Origin of the sequence: Enterococcus sp. SB12 (assembly GCF_030910025.2) — a bacterium.
In the GTDB taxonomy this organism is placed as follows: Bacteria; Bacillota; Bacilli; order Lactobacillales; family Enterococcaceae; genus Enterococcus_B; species Enterococcus_B faecium.
Genome location: NZ_CP175675.1, coordinates 1,702,541 through 1,718,873, shown reverse-complemented (window position 1 = coordinate 1,718,873; position 16,333 = coordinate 1,702,541). Strand labels below are relative to the sequence as shown.

11 protein-coding genes are annotated in these 16,333 nt (G+C 38.9%); 9 read left to right on the top strand and 2 right to left on the bottom strand.

The window, feature by feature from the left end; translation table 11 throughout:
- The first annotated feature begins 65 nt into the window (after positions 1-65).
- From RBL01_RS08440 to RBL01_RS08430, 3 genes are all read left to right on the top strand, one after another.
- Positions 66-1,217: a nucleotidyltransferase gene (locus RBL01_RS08440; RefSeq protein ID WP_002324388.1), complete on the top strand. Its 1,152-nt coding sequence runs from the start codon at positions 66-68 to the stop codon at positions 1,215-1,217.
- A gap of 130 nt (positions 1,218-1,347) precedes the next feature.
- A complete protein-coding gene (locus RBL01_RS08435; RefSeq protein WP_002287641.1) occupies positions 1,348-2,067 on the top strand; it encodes a YebC/PmpR family DNA-binding transcriptional regulator in 720 nt (239 codons plus the stop codon).
- A gap of 178 nt (positions 2,068-2,245) precedes the next feature.
- On the top strand, positions 2,246-2,893 hold the full coding sequence (locus RBL01_RS08430) for a hypothetical protein (RefSeq protein ID WP_002324387.1): 648 nt from the start codon (positions 2,246-2,248) through the stop codon (positions 2,891-2,893).
- A gap of 92 nt (positions 2,894-2,985) precedes the next feature.
- Here the strand turns inward: RBL01_RS08430 and helD are convergent, their stop codons facing one another.
- Positions 2,986-5,265: an RNA polymerase recycling motor HelD gene (gene helD, locus RBL01_RS08425; RefSeq protein ID WP_002327144.1), complete on the bottom strand. Its 2,280-nt coding sequence runs from the start codon at positions 5,263-5,265 to the stop codon at positions 2,986-2,988.
- Positions 5,266-5,542: 277 nt separating this feature from the next.
- Here helD and RBL01_RS08420 point away from each other — a divergent pair, with 277 nt between their 5' ends.
- The 5 genes from RBL01_RS08420 (at position 5,543) to RBL01_RS08400 (ending at position 13,389) form a co-directional block, all read left to right on the top strand.
- Positions 5,543-7,366 (top strand): heavy metal translocating P-type ATPase, encoded by a 1,824-nt coding sequence (locus tag RBL01_RS08420; protein ID WP_002327143.1) that lies wholly within the window; start codon positions 5,543-5,545, stop codon positions 7,364-7,366.
- A 46-nt stretch (positions 7,367-7,412) separates the two neighbouring features.
- Positions 7,413-7,592 carry a 2-hydroxymuconate tautomerase gene (locus RBL01_RS08415; RefSeq protein ID WP_002287649.1) on the top strand — a complete coding sequence of 60 codons (180 nt, stop codon included), beginning with the start codon at positions 7,413-7,415 and terminating at the stop codon, positions 7,590-7,592.
- A 336-nt stretch (positions 7,593-7,928) separates the two neighbouring features.
- Entirely contained in the window at positions 7,929-9,869 is a 1,941-nt protein-coding gene (gene thrS, locus RBL01_RS08410; protein ID WP_002326078.1) for a threonine--tRNA ligase, read from the top strand.
- Between the two features lie 224 nt (positions 9,870-10,093).
- Positions 10,094-10,942 (top strand): MurR/RpiR family transcriptional regulator, encoded by an 849-nt coding sequence (locus tag RBL01_RS08405; RefSeq protein WP_002287653.1) that lies wholly within the window; start codon positions 10,094-10,096, stop codon positions 10,940-10,942.
- A gap of 293 nt (positions 10,943-11,235) precedes the next feature.
- On the top strand, positions 11,236-13,389 hold the full coding sequence (locus RBL01_RS08400) for a penicillin-binding protein 2 (protein WP_307781078.1): 2,154 nt from the start codon (positions 11,236-11,238) through the stop codon (positions 13,387-13,389).
- A gap of 308 nt (positions 13,390-13,697) precedes the next feature.
- Here the strand turns inward: RBL01_RS08400 and RBL01_RS08395 are convergent, their stop codons facing one another.
- Positions 13,698-14,507 (bottom strand): Cof-type HAD-IIB family hydrolase, encoded by an 810-nt coding sequence (locus RBL01_RS08395; RefSeq protein WP_002296740.1) that lies wholly within the window; start codon positions 14,505-14,507, stop codon positions 13,698-13,700.
- A 292-nt stretch (positions 14,508-14,799) separates the two neighbouring features.
- Here RBL01_RS08395 and RBL01_RS08390 point away from each other — a divergent pair, with 292 nt between their 5' ends.
- Entirely contained in the window at positions 14,800-16,236 is a 1,437-nt protein-coding gene (locus RBL01_RS08390) for an NCS2 family permease (protein WP_002298256.1), read from the top strand.
- Positions 16,237-16,333 lie beyond the last annotated feature (97 nt).

The following is a 16,333-nucleotide window of genomic DNA, read 5'->3' as shown; positions in this document are numbered from 1 at the left end:
CGATTTTTGCCTTTTTTTACTTGTCTCTATTTCTTTTTTATCGATAACTATGAAGGAGGATGCGCATGAAAAGCTGCGGGATTATCGTAGAGTACAATCCTTTTCACAATGGACATCGCTATCATGTGGAAATGGCACGAAAAACAACAGGAGCAGAGGTCGTCATTGCTGTAATGAGCGGGAATTTTTTGCAACGAGGCGAACCGGCTATCATCGATAAATGGCATCGCGCGAATGAAGCTTTACAAAATGGTGTGGATTTAGTAGTGGAGCTTCCCGTCGAATGGGCGGTTCAGTCAGCTGACTATTTTGCTAAAGGTGCAGTAAAAATCTTGCAAACACTGGACTGTGACAGTTTGTGTTTTGGAACAGAAGAAGAGACTTCGTTTGATTACAGCAGTTTCGGACGCTTTGTCCAAGAGAATCAAGATAGGATAGAAGAGGCATTTCAAGAACTGTCTGATCAAACGTATAGTTATCCGCAAAAAATGACTGAGGTTTTTCGCAGTCTGTATCCCGATATTGTGCTTGATTTTTCTTCGCCAAATCATATCTTGGGATTAAGTTATGCAAAGGAAAATGCCAAGTATGTCCACCCTATGGAATTACATCCGATCCGACGTAAAAGTGCAGGCTATCATGAAAAAATCATCACAGATCAGACGATAGCCAGTGCAACAGCCATTCGCCATGCGTTAGAAGAAGGAAAAAGGATAGCTGGACTTGTGCCGCCTCAGACAGAAGAAGATCTTTCAACTTGTTCGCTGCAGACTTGGGAATCTTATTGGCCGTATTTGCGTTATCGGTTGTTATCTTCTACTTTGCTGGAACTGACAGATATCTATCAGATGACCGAAGGAATAGAATCGCGCATGAAAACAGCAGCTGCAACTGCTGATAGTTTTGAGGATTTTGTGTCAAAGGTAAAAACAAAAAGATATACATGGACACGGATCCAACGATTATCTTGTTATGTCTTGCTGAATATCAAAAAGCAAGAGATTCCTGTCCAACAAAATAAAAATTATCTTCGACTACTTGGATTTACCGATGTTGGAAGAAGATTCTTAAAAGAAAAAAAAGAGATTTCTATTTATTCCCGAATCGGAAAAAAAGAGGCACAAGAAGCGGAACTGTTAGTTAGAAGTGATCAAATCTATCAATTGGGAGGCAATATTCCGGAACAGAATTTCGGGCAAATCCCAATCCGAGTATAGATAATTGACTAAAAATGAGAAGAATGAAGGAAGAAAGAAAAAAAGCTTCACAGAATCGTGATTCACAAGTATAATGGAACAGGACGTTTTTGCGTTATGAAACTATCAAATCAGAAAGCGAAGTGAAAATATGGGACGTAAATGGGCAAATATCGTAGCAAAGAAAACTGCTAAAGATGCTAATAATAGCCGGATTTATGCAAAATTTGGGATTGAAATCTACGCGGCAGCAAAATCAGGTGATCCTGATCCGCATGCAAACCAAAAACTACGTTTCGTCATTGATCGCGCTAAAACTTATAATGTACCAAAACATATTATTGACCGAGCAATCGAAAAAGCAAAAGGTGCAGGAGATGAAACATACTCTGAATTGCGCTATGAAGGATTTGGACCAAGCGGCTCAATGGTGATTGTTGATACATTGACGAACAATGTGAATCGAACAGCAGCAGACGTACGGGCAGCATTTGGGAAAAATGGCGGGAACATGGGTGTTTCCGGAGCGGTTTCTTACATGTTTGACAATACAGCAATCTTTGCTTTTGCAGGAGAAGACGCTGACGAGATCCTTGAATACCTAATGGAAAAAGACATCGATGTTCGCGATGTAATGGAAGAAGAAGGACAAATCATCGTTTACGGTGAAGTAGCGGATTTCCATAGTATACAAGAAGCATTAAAAGAAAAAGGAATCACTGATTTTTCAATCGCTGAGATCCAAATGATCCCTCAAAACGAGGTAACACTATCTCCAGAAGATCAAGAAACATTTGAAAAAATGATTGATGCACTGGAAGATCTAGAAGATGTACAGCATGTGTTCCATAATGTGGCATTAGAAGACTAAGCAACCAGTTTTAACGAAAAGTATTCAGTCTTTTTCGAAAAGCAAGACAATCTCACTAACAGATTGTCTTGCTTTTTTGTGTGATTTATTTTCTTTTCTAATTCAACCTGTGGTATGATGAGAGCATAAGTATCATGTGAAATGATATGAAGTATGTGGAAGATGGACGGGGAAGAATATGGAAGCAAAAATCACTTTAGAACCTTTTGAACGTATCTTAAGCGGTTACCGCAAAGTAGAAGAGTTAGCTGTGAACGTAACTGATTGTTCAAAATTAGCGCAAAAATACGCAAGATTCGGCGTTGAAGGCTATCGATTAGGAAACTATGTCGGTACAGGGTATCTGAACCGTTATTTAGAGTGTATGGTGGACCGCGCACCAATGCTGATTTATAGACAAAAATATTTGATTCCGCTGCTTTTTCGTCGTTCTGATTCAGCCTTTCGGTTATTTGAAGAAGAGTATCGGATGGAGGCTTTCTTTCTACTATTAGAGTGGAGCTTGAAGCATCGTCCTGAAAAAATTCTTATCGAAAGAAATGAGAAGATAGACACGAAAAAAAATAAAGTGATCGATAGTGCATACCTAGCATTTCGTGTATCAGAGATTTTGGATTGTGGCGGCTATCCAATCAGCAATTTCCAATCAATTGACCAATTCATTGAATGGAATCGAATTTACCGATTGATCGACAATGGCGGGATTGGCCGTCATAGCAAGGTATTTGACCCAGAATATCCAGAAAACATGGGAGAACTGAAAATGATTATTTCGCTTGTCAAATTAAAATATCCTGAAACAGATTTGGATTTATATATAGAATAAATGACCTTAAATGATTGAATTACTTTTTCTGCAATTATTATTGTAAATAAAAAGACAACTGCTAACATTAATGATAGCAGTTGTCTTTTTACTTACAGTACTTTTTTCTCATAAGATGAAATATCCATATTGTTTAACAAAGGACTTTCATTATTGGAGGTAAAAAGGGTCAATTCATGCATCGCACGTGTACACATGGTGTAAAGGATCAATTTGTCTTGCTGAGAAGAAAAATGTTCTGCATCTACATCCCACAAGAAAACTCGGTCAAACTCCAGACCTTTTGCTAAAAAGGCTGGAAGTAAAATAATGGAACGCTTCATAAAGTCACTCTCATTTAAAATCAGCTGGACTTGTTGTTTCAACTCGTCTGGCAGTTGAGCATAAAGAGCTTCGCATTCTTCTTGTGTTTTAGCTATGATTGCTGTACGCCAATACCGGGCTTTTCCCTGAGTCGTTCGAATGGCATCTGCTAACCAATTCAATTTGATATCATCTGTTGTTCCTTGGATGAGCAAAGGAAGGTCTCCTTTTCTTGCTGTTGTTTCTACTTGATGTTCTTTTGCAATAAAATGATTAGCAAAATCAGTGATTTCTTTTGTGGAGCGATAGCTTGTCGTTAATTGGAAACGAGTGACTTCACGGTCCACGAAAAGGTCTTCCAATGATCCAACGATCGTTTCATTTCCAAAGACATTTTGATTTAGATCTCCACAGAAAGTCAAATTTGCTTTTGGGAACAAGGCTTGCAGCAATGCCACTTGTGATGGTGCGAAATCCTGCATTTCATCAATAAAGATATAGCGAGCTTTGTGTGTAACCGTCACTGGATATGTTCGGCGCATCAGTAAAAAGAATAGTACAGCATCCTCTTGACGCAATTCTCTTTGACGCAAGTGTGTACGAACAGTTGTCAAATGTTCCTGCCATCTGGTCTCGCTGATTTTATGTCGTGTTAGAAGAGAAAGTGGCACAGTTTGTAGAAAGTGGAGATATTGTTTCGTTATATTGACAAATTGATAATTCATGATCCCTCGATGGATTCGACGGAATCTTTTACGTACGATTTGGTTGGCCAGTTTTTTACGTAATGAACGCTCCTTTTGTTCTGTATATTCAAGATTTGGATCTGTTGCGTATAGTTCTTGGAGCTGTTCTTCCGCTAGATCTTTGACCCATTGCTGACGTGTTTCGTCTTTTTGCAGACCGCCTAATTTTTTCAGGAGCTTCGTTTGTAATAGAGAGAGTCTATGATGTAAAGGTAATTGTTCATTTGTTTCTTTATACCATTGGCGAATCGATTCCTTTGATAGGATCGTACGGCCATTTATTTTCATATCACGGAACAAGGGACCGTAGTTTGTGATGCCTTGGATATAGCGATCAATCTGATCGACTAAGGTCAATCCGCTTTTCATCACTTGTATCGGATCTTTTTCCCCTAGCAAAAAACCACTTTCTTGTTGTTGTTCATCTAGTAAAGAAAACTCTGGCAGCAGCTGCACCAAATAATTTTTGAATGTCTGTGTAGGCACGCCGCTTTCACCTAATGAAGGCAATACAGTCGAGATGTAATCAGAAAATAAATGGTTGGGTGAAAATAGAAGAACGTTTTCAGCCTCTAGCCACTTGCGATTATGATACAACAGAAAAGCAATACGTTGAAGCAAAGCGGATGTCTTTCCACTTCCGGCGATTCCTTCAATCAGCATTACTTTACTTGTTGTGTCCCGAATGATTGCATTTTGTGCTTTTTGTATCGTAGAGACGATGTTTTTCATATGGTTGCTTGATGATTCATCCAATATCTCTAGCAAAAAGTCATCATTGATTACTTCCGACGTATCTGCCATAGATAAAATACGTCCTTCTTGGATTTTAAATTGTCGTTTCAACTGCAGATCGACATCTATTCTATCTGTTTCAGTTTCATAAAATGCGGGACCAATCTCACCTTCATAATAAAGATTGGCAATTGGTGCGCGCCAGTCAATAACGATTGTTTCTTCTGCCAAATCTCTTAAAGAAGCGATACCTAGATATAATGTTTCTGTTTCACGGTCTTCTTTAAAGTCGATACGGGCAAAATAAGGACTATCTTTCATGACAGACAACGTTTGCAGGCGTTTTTGCTGTGCTTCAAGAGTATGGTATTTCAAAAGCAATTCCTGCTCATGTTGGCGATATTCAACAGCAGATTCATAAAAAGCTTCATTGGAACCAGCTCGAATCTTGTGATTAGCTGTGTCTTTTGTCGAATGATTCATTTCCTGAGTCAATTCTTGTTGTTTTGTATCCAGCATATTTTGTTCGATCTGGATTAGTTCGATCGTTTCATCCACGTGCGTTTGTTCTAGTTGTTTCTCATTCATCGCATGTTTGCTCCTTCCGCCGTAAATAACGAATTAAAAGTATAGCATAGTTTTTCGAAAAAAGGTACTTTTTAACTGATGAATCGAAAAAGTCATCCTTGCTGAATATTTTTGTTTGTAGAACTGATGAATTTTGGAAACGCTGATAGTGATAGTTGTTTTCAATTAAGACCTATTGTTTTAAAAAGTGCTAGTCAAGGACTATGCTTAAGATGAAAGAGGCAGCTGGAAATTTATTACTAACCTCTCTAAGTCACATAAAAGAGGAGAAAAAACAATGACACATTTCAAAAAATTTTTACTTACTTTGCTTATTGGTGGAATAGCTTTATTAAGTGAATTTGTTTTTCACCAGCCGGCCCTTGCATTTGCGATTGTCGCATTTACTGGAGGGATTCTCGCCTTCTTGATGTTTTTGGAAATGATCAAGACGTTACGTTCAGGAAGATATGGCGTAGATGTATTAGCGATTACCGCAATCCTTGCAACATTAGCCGTCAAAGAATACTGGGCTAGTTTGATGATATTGATCATGCTTACGGGCGGAGATAGTCTAGAGGATTACGCGAATAAACGAGCGGGTAAAGAACTCCAGTCTTTGTTAGATAACACCCCAAGAATTGCCCATCGATTCAAAGAAGGAAATTTGCAGGATATAGTGATCGATGAAATAAATATTGATGACCAGTTACTAGTCAAACCTGGCGAACTTGTACCTGCAGATGGTCGAGTGATCAAAGGAGAATCTTCGGTCGATGAATCTTCTTTGACAGGTGAGTCCCGCCCGGAAACCAAGAAACCTGGAGATCAGATTATGTCAGGGTCTTTAAATGGAGACGGATCGATCCAAATGATCGCTGAAAAACGTGCCGCAGACAGCCAGTATCAAATGATTATTAAACTAGTCGAAGAATCAAAAGAAAAGCCTGCCCGATTTGTCCGTTTAGCTGATCGTTATGCAGTCCCTTTCACGTTGATTGCTTATTTGATCGGTGGCATTTCTTGGTGGTTCTCAAAAGACCCTTTACGATTTGCTGAGGTACTGGTAGTGGCATCACCTTGTCCACTGATTCTAGCTGCGCCCATTGCTTTAGTTGCAGGAATGAGCCGTTCAAGTAAAAACGGGATCGTTGTAAAAACTGGAACAACGATTGAAAAGCTCGCACGTACAAAAACGATTGCTTTTGATAAAACAGGAACGCTTACCAAAGGGGTATTGGAAGTAGAGGCGATTCAGCCAGTCAATGGAATAAAAAAAGAAGAGTTACTTCTGTATGCAGCTAGTGCAGAACAGGAATCTAGCCATATCTTAGCTCGTTCGTTAGTGAACAACGTGAAAAACAGCCAACTGTATCCTGTTAGTCAACTGAAAGAAGTGACCGGTCAAGGAATCCAAGCAGTAGTCAATAATCATGAAGTAAAGATTGGACGTGCCTCTTTTGTTTCAGCTGAAGAAATAGAAACGTCCAATACAGCAATCTATGTAACAATTGATCGATCTTTTGCAGGAACGATCCTATTTTCGGATCAGATTCGCCCAGAAGCAGCAAAGACAATCAAGGAGCTAAGAAAACTTGATGTGAAAAATTTGATGATGATCACCGGGGATGGATCTGCCATTGCTCAAACGATTGCAGAAAAAGTCCAATTAGATTCTGTACATGCCCGTAGCTTGCCTCAAGATAAACTGACCATTTTAGAAAGTATCCCTAAAGATCAAAGACCTGTTGCGATGGTAGGAGACGGCGTGAATGACGCTCCAGCACTTGCTGCTGCAGATATCGGTATTGCAATGGGGGCTCATGGTTCTACAGCTGCTAGTGAAAGTGCAGATGCGGTCATCTTGAAAGATGATCTCTTGCGTGTAGCAAAAGCAGTAGTGATTTCAAGAGATACGATGAGAATAGCTAAACAGTCTGTACTGATTGGCATCTTTATTTGTATTTTTTTGATGTTAATTGCAAGTACGGGACTAATCCCCGCATTATTCGGAGCTGTTTTGCAAGAAGTCGTGGATACGGTCTCTATTTTGAGTGCCTTGAGAGCAAAAAAAGATCCAGCCATTTTTCCTGATTCAGTACCCAAGACAAACATAGTATGATAGAATCGAGTTGAAAAAAGAACGATCAGAAAGAGGAGAGAGCATTATGCCATTCGTACATGTCGAATTAGTAGAAGGTCGCAGTCCGGAACAATTAGAAAATATGATGAAAGATATCACGGAAGCTGTTCATAAAAACACGCAGGCACCAAAAGAACACATCCATGTCATCATCAATGAGATGAAAAAAGGAACATACGGTGTAAATGGGGAATGGAAAAAATAAGTTTAGTTTCCCACTTGATTTTTCTATTTATTAGTGGTTAAATAAACACATAATTGATTGATGAGAAAGCCAACTGAATTTGAGAGTCTTCGATAAGAGAGGAAAAGCTAGGCTGAAACTTTTCCAGGAGAAAACCAAAGGATGACCACTTTCGAAACCCTTGTTGAAGCAAGGGCGGTCGGACCGTTACAACGCTTGAGGAACGCATTTGCGTTTGAACATTAGGTGGAACCACGAACTTTTCGTCCTAGTATCTCTTTTCAAGAGATGCTAGGATTTTTTTGTTTTTCAGCTTGATGATCTGATCAATCAAAACATTTCAAGGAGGAAACTATTATGATAAAAATTACTTTTCCAGATAGTGCAGTCAAAGAATTTGAGTCTGGAACAACAACATTGGCAATTGCTGAAAGCATTTCAAAAAGCTTAGCAAAAAAAGCTTTAGCTGGTAAAGTGAACGGCAAACTCGTTGATTTGACTCGTCCAATCGAGGAAGATGCAAGTATTGAGATCATCACACCAGACCATGAAGATGCACTTGGCTTAGTCCGTCATTCAGCAGCTCATTTGATGGCCCAAGCCATGCGTCGCCTCTATCCAAATATCCACTTTGGCGTTGGACCAGCTATCGATTCAGGGTTTTACTACGATACAGATAATGGACAAAACCAAGTAACTGCAGAAGATTTGCCAGCAATTGAAGCAGAAATGATGAAAATCGTCAAAGAAAATCTGCCAATTGAACGCCGTGTTCTTTCAAAACAGGAAGCATTAGAAATTTTTGCAAGTGATCCGTACAAAGTAGAACTGATTAGTGAATTGCCAGAAGAAGAAGTGATTACTGCTTATCAACAAGGCGAATTCATCGATTTGTGCCGTGGACCACATGTTCCATCCACTGGCCGTATACAAGTATTCAAATTATTATCAGTGGCAGGTGCTTATTGGCGTGGAAACTCAAACAATCAAATGATGCAACGTGTATATGGGACAGCCTTTTTTGACAAGAAAGCTTTGAAAGAATATATCCGTCTCCGTGAAGAAGCAAAAGAAAGAGACCATCGTAAACTAGGAAAAGAACTTGACTTGTTCATGGTTTCCCCAGAAGTAGGTTCTGGTTTGCCATTCTGGCTTCCAAAAGGGGCAACAATCCGACGCACGATCGAACGTTATATCGTAGACAAAGAAGTTAGTCTAGGTTACCAACATGTATATACACCAATAATGGGAGATGTTGAGTTGTACAAAACATCTGGACACTGGGATCATTATCAAGAAGACATGTTCCCGCCAATGGATATGGGAGATGGCGAAATGCTTGTTCTTCGTCCAATGAACTGCCCTCATCACATGATGGTCTACAAAAACACGATCCATTCTTATCGTGAATTACCAATTCGTATCGCTGAATTAGGAATGATGCATCGCTATGAAAAATCAGGTGCTTTGTCAGGTTTACAACGTGTACGAGAAATGACGTTGAATGATGGTCATACATTTGTTCGTCCTGATCAAATCAAAGATGAATTTAAACGTACGCTTGAATTGATGGTGGCAGTATATGCTGACTTCAATATTACAGATTATCGTTTCCGCTTGAGCTATCGCGATCCAAACAATACAGATAAATATTTTGATGATGACGCAATGTGGGAAAAAGCCCAAGCAATGCTGAAAGCCGCTATGGATGAATTAGAATTAGATTACTTTGAAGCAGAAGGCGAAGCAGCCTTTTACGGACCAAAACTAGATGTTCAAGTCAAAACAGCTCTTGGTACAGAAGAAACATTATCAACTATACAATTAGACTTCTTATTGCCAGAGCGCTTTGATTTGACATATGTTGGAGAAGACGGGGAAAATACGCATCGTCCAGTAGTTATCCACCGCGGAATCGTTTCTACAATGGAACGTTTTGTCGCTTATTTAACAGAAGTATACAAAGGCGCTTTTCCAACATGGTTGGCACCTATACAAGCAACAATCATCCCTGTTTCTGTTGATGCACATGGCGATTATGCTTATGAAATCAAAGAACGCTTGCAAATGAAGGGTTTGCGTGTAGAAGTTGATGATCGTAATGAAAAAATGGGCTATAAGATACGTGCCTCTCAAACACAAAAGATCCCTTACCAATTAGTTGTTGGAGACAAGGAATTGGAAGATGCAACAGTAAATGTACGTCGTTATGGAAGTAAAGAAACAGCTGTAGAAGATTTGAATATCTTTATTGATGCTATGGAAGCAGAAGTCAAAAATTACAGCAGAGAAAACTAATAGGTAAATTTCCTGTAAAAAAGTAGTAGATAGAAAACAATCCGAACAATAGATAACAGGTATTCCTCAAAGACACAGATGCTCAATAGAATCTGTGGGATTGATGGAATAAGATATTCTGTTGGGCGGATTGTTTTTTTGTTTTTTTATCCAGTATACGACCGTGAATAAGGGTCTGATATGGTATACTTACATAGACTATCATTAAAAGGGTGGAGGAACTTATGAGCGTAATTAGTCGTATTGAAAGTATGATGGAAGATTATTCCTCAGCAGAAAAAAAGTTGGCCAACTACATTATCGGTAATATTGAGAAGGTCCCTACAATGACTGCTAATGAATTAGCAGAAGCTTCCGGGTTGAGTGCGCCGACAGTTGTACGTTTTTCCAAAAAAATCGGTTTTCAAAGTCTGACGGACTTCAAAATCACGATTTCAACAGAACTACAGACTGGAATCGATGAAGGTTTTAGTGATATAGAAGCAAATGAGTCCTTTTACTCTATCAAAAACAAACTTGGTAACAATGCACAAGTAGCGATAAAAGAAACAGTAGATATTCTAGAAGAAGAAACGATCCAAAAAGTCGTAGAGTGTTTGGAATCGGCAGAGACTGTTTTTTTATATGGGGTTGGCGCCTCTTCTTTAGTAGTAGAAGATATTCTGCAAAAATGGTCTCGTGTCGGTAAGCCAATCATTTTTGAAAAAGATATCCACGTTTTGCTCCCGCAACTTGTCAGCAATGAGAAAAAGAAAGTGCTTTGGCTTGTTTCAAACTCAGGTAGAAGTGCAGATGTAGTCGCATTAGCCGAGCTGGCGAAAAGCATGAATATCGAAATCATTGCGTTGACGCAATTTGGAAATAACCCGCTTAGCAAGATAGCCGATGTACTCGTACAAACATCTAGACCAAAAGAAATCACGAATCGAAGTGCGGCAACTAATTCACTTTTGGCCCAATTTGCTACGATCGATATCATTTTTTATTTCTATATGGCTAAAAACGAAAAGCTTAGCGAAAAAGTGAAAAAAACACGAGAAGCAATCCAAGAATATTTTATGGATTCGAAATAAAAACCTTACTATTTTTTATATAAGTTTTTTAGAATAACAAAACGTAGTTTTCCACAAATAAATGACCCACCAAAGTGTTTCACGACTTAAGAAAACATAATTTTCAAAAATAAGTTTATTTTTTAATGAAAAAAATAGTTGAATATGTAACTTTAAGTGATTACTGTGAAACAAAAAGTTGATTTTATCTTGAAATTAGGTAAAGAATTTCTTGCTCCGCCCATTTTTTCTTTTTTATTAAGAAGTTTTTGGGTACAATGAAGCATGAATGTAAATAGGCGGAAGGATAGGAAATGATGAAAGATTTTATGAAAAAAATATTAAATACTTCTTGGTTAGAAAAAATAAGAAAAGGTGCACAAGAACCTAAGAACAAAACGTTTCGCCGGTCCCATGTTCCTTTTCGCTTAAATTTTCTTTTTTTCATTATATTTACGTTATTTGTTGCGTTGATTGCTAGATTGGGTTATTTGCAGATCGTGAACGGCGAAGAGATGGAGGCGCGAGTGAAGTCTACTTCTACGATTACGGTCCAAGAAAGTACTCCTCGCGGAATGATCTACGACTCCACAGGAAAAGCTTTAGTCACGAATAAAGCGAATCAGGCCATCACATATACGAGAGGAACACAAGTTACGGCTAAAGATTTTCTTGAAATCGCAACGAAGTTGAACTCGCTGATCGATGTTCCGGTAGATGAAAATCTGACAGATAGAGATAAAAAAGATTTTTGGCTGGCTGACCCCAAACATTTGAAAGAAGCCACAAAAAGACTTTCGGCAAAAGAAAAGCAATTAGGGAACAGCGAACAATATAGTGCGATGGTCAATAAAGTCACAGCTGATGAGATTAATTTAAACGAGGAGCAATTAAAAATTGCTACCATCTTTAAACGGATGAATAGTGCATATGAATTAAACACTGTCTATATCAAAAACTCTGGTGTTACTGATCAAGAGTTAGCTGTTGTGGCAGAACGCGCTTCTGAACTTCCAGGAGTTTCGACTGGCACAGACTGGACACGAGAATATAATGCAGCAAGTTCACTGAAAAGTATTCTTGGCAGTGTGACGACTGAAAAGCAAGGACTTCCAGCAGATGAAGCAGAGAAATACCTAGCAAAAGGTTATTCTCGGAATGACCGTGTAGGACAAAGTTATTTGGAAAAACAATATGAAGATGTCCTGCAAGGAACCAAAACCCAATATGAAGTTTCCCTTGATAATGAAGGAAATGTTTCGAATCAAAAAGAAATCTTCTCTGGGGAAAAAGGTTCTAATTTAATGTTATCTATGAATGCAGAATTCCAATCAAAAGTAGAAGAAATTTTGAAAAGGAATTATCAAACATTGATCAACAACGGCAAAGCACAGTATTCGCCTGGTGCTTATGCAGTGGCTATGAATCCTCAGACAGGAGAAGTGCTAGCAATGACTGGTTTCAGTCATGAACAAGGTTCCAAAGAAATCACCGAGAATGCTTTAGGCACGATTACTAGCGCCTTTGCTCCAGGGTCTGTAGTCAAGGCTGGTACTTTGACAGCAGGCTGGGCAAGTAACGCGATCAGCGGAAATCAAGTTTTGATTGATGAGCCGATTCGTCTGCAAGGTGCTTCAGAAAAAAGCTCTGTCTTTAATCGAAGCGGACAAGTTGCTCTTGATGCAGTCAAAGCATTGGAATTGTCTTCTAATACGTATATGATCAAAGTGGCGTTAAAGATGTTAGGACTAGACTATACACCTGGAATGGGACTACCTAGTTTAGATGAAGAAGCTAAAGCTTATCAGCAATTGAGAGACTCTTTCAAAGAGTTTGGTCTTGGTACAACGACTGGAATCGATTTGCCGAATGAATCTCCTGGGATCTCACGTTCTGTTGATTATATGAAGAAGTTCAATGCGGATAATGGCAAAGAATGGTATACTCCAGGTAACTTTACCGATTTGGCATTTGGACAGTTTGACACATATACACCAATCCAATTAGCTCAATATGCTTCAACAGTCGCTAATGGCGGGAAACGAGTACAGCCGCACCTAGTCAAAGCGATCTATGGCAATGACGAAAATGGAAACTTGGGTGAAGTGAAGAAAGAAATTGGCACAACAGTAGAAAATACGGTCAATATTTCTGCAGAAAATATGGCGATCCTCCGTGAAGGATTCCACCAAGTTGTCCATGGTACCGATCCTTACACAACAGCCAAACCATTAGCCAGTGCGAAAATGGACCTTTCCGCAAAAACAGGGACTGCAGAAACGGTTGCGGAAGGTCATCCAGATATTACGACAGTCAATAGTAATATCGTGGCATACGGACCAACAGACAATCCGGAAATTGCCATCAGTGTTGTCTTGCCGAACTTATTAGACGAACAAGACCACATGAACTTGACGATTGCTAAAGAAATAATGGACGCGTATTATGATATGTTCATGGCAAAATAAAAAAGAGGTCGTGAAAAAGCCGCTTAGTTTCGAGTATGAAGAAAAATTTTGTGAAAATAGCTTCTCACATTTTTGCTTAAATTTGACTTCATACCGAGAAACTGGCTTTTGAACGCCGTTTATCAAGAGGTCGTGGGCCTGCCATTCAGCTCCGAGTCACAAGGAACAAGTTCAAAAAAACAGCTTCTCATGTTTTATGAATATTGTGACTTGTGATTGAGGAGTTGGCAGGAGAACACCGTTTACTCGGCAAAAAAGGTTGTGACAAAAATTGTCACAACCTCTTTTTTGTGGAATCTAATTCTCTATTATAGTTTAAGTAGTTTTTCCAGATAAACAGCTAAACCGTCTTCCTGATTGCTCAAAGGAGTGACATCATTTGCAATGCCTTTGAGTTGATCAGTACCGTTAGCCATAGCTACTCCCCAACCTGCATAATCCAACAATTCCAAATCATTATGCTCGTCACCAAAGGCAATGACGTCTTTTTGATCGATAGACAGGTAGTTAGCAATCTCTTGCACGCCTTTTGCTTTTTGGATTCCTTTTGAAACAATCTCTAAGATGGCAGTAGGTCCACCCCATGTCCGAACATCGACATAACTGCCAAATTGACGTGTTAATTCAGCAGATACAGCTCCTGCAAAACGTTTGTCTGTTCGGACAAGCAAAGACGTAGGATTTGTCGTCAAATTTTTAGGAGAAAGCAAATTCTTCTCTCCTGGACGAGAAGAAGCAAAAATTTTTTCATCAAAGAAATCAAAACTGTCAATAAAAAAAGTATCACGATTTTCAGCAGCGATAAAATCTAAATTTAGCTGCTTTTTTTGCGATAAGATTTCAAAAGCGATTTCACGATTGATCAACGTTTCTCTTTCACCATCCCAGTGCTGATTAGGGATGTGTACTAATGCGCCGTTAAAATTAACCATCGGTGTTGTTAATTCTAATTGTTGGTAAAACTGATGGCTCATTCGGAATGGGCGTCCTGTAGCAATACTGACATGATGACCGGCATTGATTGCTTTTTTCAGAGTCTCTTTTGTTTTAGATGTAATCATCGAATCTTGATTGAGGGTAGTTCCGTCCAGATCGATGGCAATTAATTTTTTATTCAATAAGGGTCCTTCCTTCCTCAACTAGCATTTGTTTTAGTCTAGCATATTTTAGGTAATTAACAAGAGCAATCAGCTATTCCTAACAAAAACTACAGTTATGGCTATATAAATAGCTAAACACAAGCTAAACACGAACGTTAAGTATTATTTTCGCTTTTTTTGTTAAAAAAACGTTGAAAAGCGAATGAAACGTCTATATAATTTGAAATTGTTCGATGGATTTGCCCTATTTTACTTATTTTTTATTATTATAGTTTTCCATCAGAAAAAAATTCAGGGAGTGGAACTTTTTATGGAAAAGTTTTTCGGTTTAAAGAAAAACAATACAAATGTATCAACTGAAATAATGGCGGGAGTAACGACATTCTTTGCCATGAGTTATATCTTATTCGTAAATCCGACGATTTTGTCAGCATCAGGTATGCCCTTCCAAGCAGTATTTCTAGCGACAATCATTGCATCGATTATTGGTACGCTGGTAATGGGATTGTTCGCAAATGTACCATATGCTCAGGCACCAGGTATGGGATTGAACGCATTTTTCACTTTTACGGTCGTTTTTGGGCTTGGTTATTCTTGGCAACAAGCCTTGGCGATGGTGTTTATTTGCGGATTAATCAATATTTTTATTACTGTCACAAATATTCGAAAAATGATTATTCGGGCGATTCCCGAAAGTCTTCAACATGCGATTGGTGGCGGGATCGGTATTTTCGTTGCGTATGTCGGAATCAAAAATGCAGGATTCTTATCTTTTTCAGCAGACCAGTCAGCTATTTCGAGCTCTGTCGTTGAAGGCGGAAAAGCGACAAATGTTACGATAAATGGTGGAATCGTCCCTGCGTTAGCCAACTTTGACAACGCTCCTATCTTATTGGCTGTGATTGGTTTGGTACTGACAGCCATTTTAGTTGTAAAAAATGTCCGTGGGGCTATTCTTATCGGTATCGTAGCGACCACAGTCCTTGGTATCTTTATGGGGGTTGTTGATTTAAGTTCCATTGATTGGCAAACGAATTCGTTAGGTAATTCATTTAAAGAATTAGGAACAACTTTCGGTGCAGCATTTGGCTCTGAAGGCATGCAATCTTTATTCAGTGATTCTTCCAAGATTCCTCAAGTATTGATGACGATCATCGCATTCAGTTTATCTGATACTTTCGATACGATCGGAACATTTATCGGTACAGGACGCCGTACAGGCATTTTCTCAAAAGAAGACGAGATCGCGTTGGAAGATGGTCGTGGGTTCAAAACAAAAATGGATAAAGCACTATTTGCCGATGCGATCGCTACTTCCGTGGGGGCTATCTTTGGTACATCGAATACAACAACTTATGTCGAATCTGCAGCTGGGATCGGGGCCGGTGGACGTACTGGTTTGACTTCAGTAGTAGTGGCAGTGCTATTCGCATTAAGTAGTTTATTCTCTCCACTGATCGCCATTGTACCAAATCAAGCAACTGCGCCAGCATTGATTTTAGTTGGAGTAATGATGATGGCTTCTTTTGCAGACATCAAATGGCTAGATATGGAAGAAGCTTTACCGGCCTTCTTTGCATCGATCTTTATGGGATTGTGCTATAGCATTTCCTATGGGATTGCAGCAGGATTTATTTTCTATACAATTGTGAAAGTAATCAAAGGAAAATACAATGAAGTTTCTGTTGCTTTGTGGATCGTTGATATTTTATTCATTATCAACTTCATCATTCTAGCAACAATTTAACTAAAGAGAAGGGATTGGAACAGTATTTGTTCCGATCTCTTTTTGTTTTACATAAAAAGAACGTTACATATAAAATGACCTTTGCGGGATTTTTCTC

Coding starts and splice junctions, on each gene's coding strand:
- RBL01_RS08420 (WP_002327143.1), top strand. CDS start 5,543: ATGACACATTTCAAAAAATTTTTACTTACTTTGCTTATTGGTGGAATA.
- RBL01_RS08405 (WP_002287653.1), top strand. CDS start 10,094: ATGAGCGTAATTAGTCGTATTGAAAGTATGATGGAAGATTATTCCTCA.
- thrS (WP_002326078.1), top strand. CDS start 7,929: ATGATAAAAATTACTTTTCCAGATAGTGCAGTCAAAGAATTTGAGTCT.
- RBL01_RS08440 (WP_002324388.1), top strand. CDS start 66: ATGAAAAGCTGCGGGATTATCGTAGAGTACAATCCTTTTCACAATGGA.
- RBL01_RS08390 (WP_002298256.1), top strand. CDS start 14,800: ATGGAAAAGTTTTTCGGTTTAAAGAAAAACAATACAAATGTATCAACT.
- RBL01_RS08430 (WP_002324387.1), top strand. CDS start 2,246: ATGGAAGCAAAAATCACTTTAGAACCTTTTGAACGTATCTTAAGCGGT.
- helD (WP_002327144.1), bottom strand. CDS start 5,265: ATGAATGAGAAACAACTAGAACAAACGCACGTGGATGAAACGATCGAA.
- RBL01_RS08400 (WP_307781078.1), top strand. CDS start 11,236: ATGATGAAAGATTTTATGAAAAAAATATTAAATACTTCTTGGTTAGAA.
- RBL01_RS08435 (WP_002287641.1), top strand. CDS start 1,348: ATGGGACGTAAATGGGCAAATATCGTAGCAAAGAAAACTGCTAAAGAT.
- RBL01_RS08415 (WP_002287649.1), top strand. CDS start 7,413: ATGCCATTCGTACATGTCGAATTAGTAGAAGGTCGCAGTCCGGAACAA.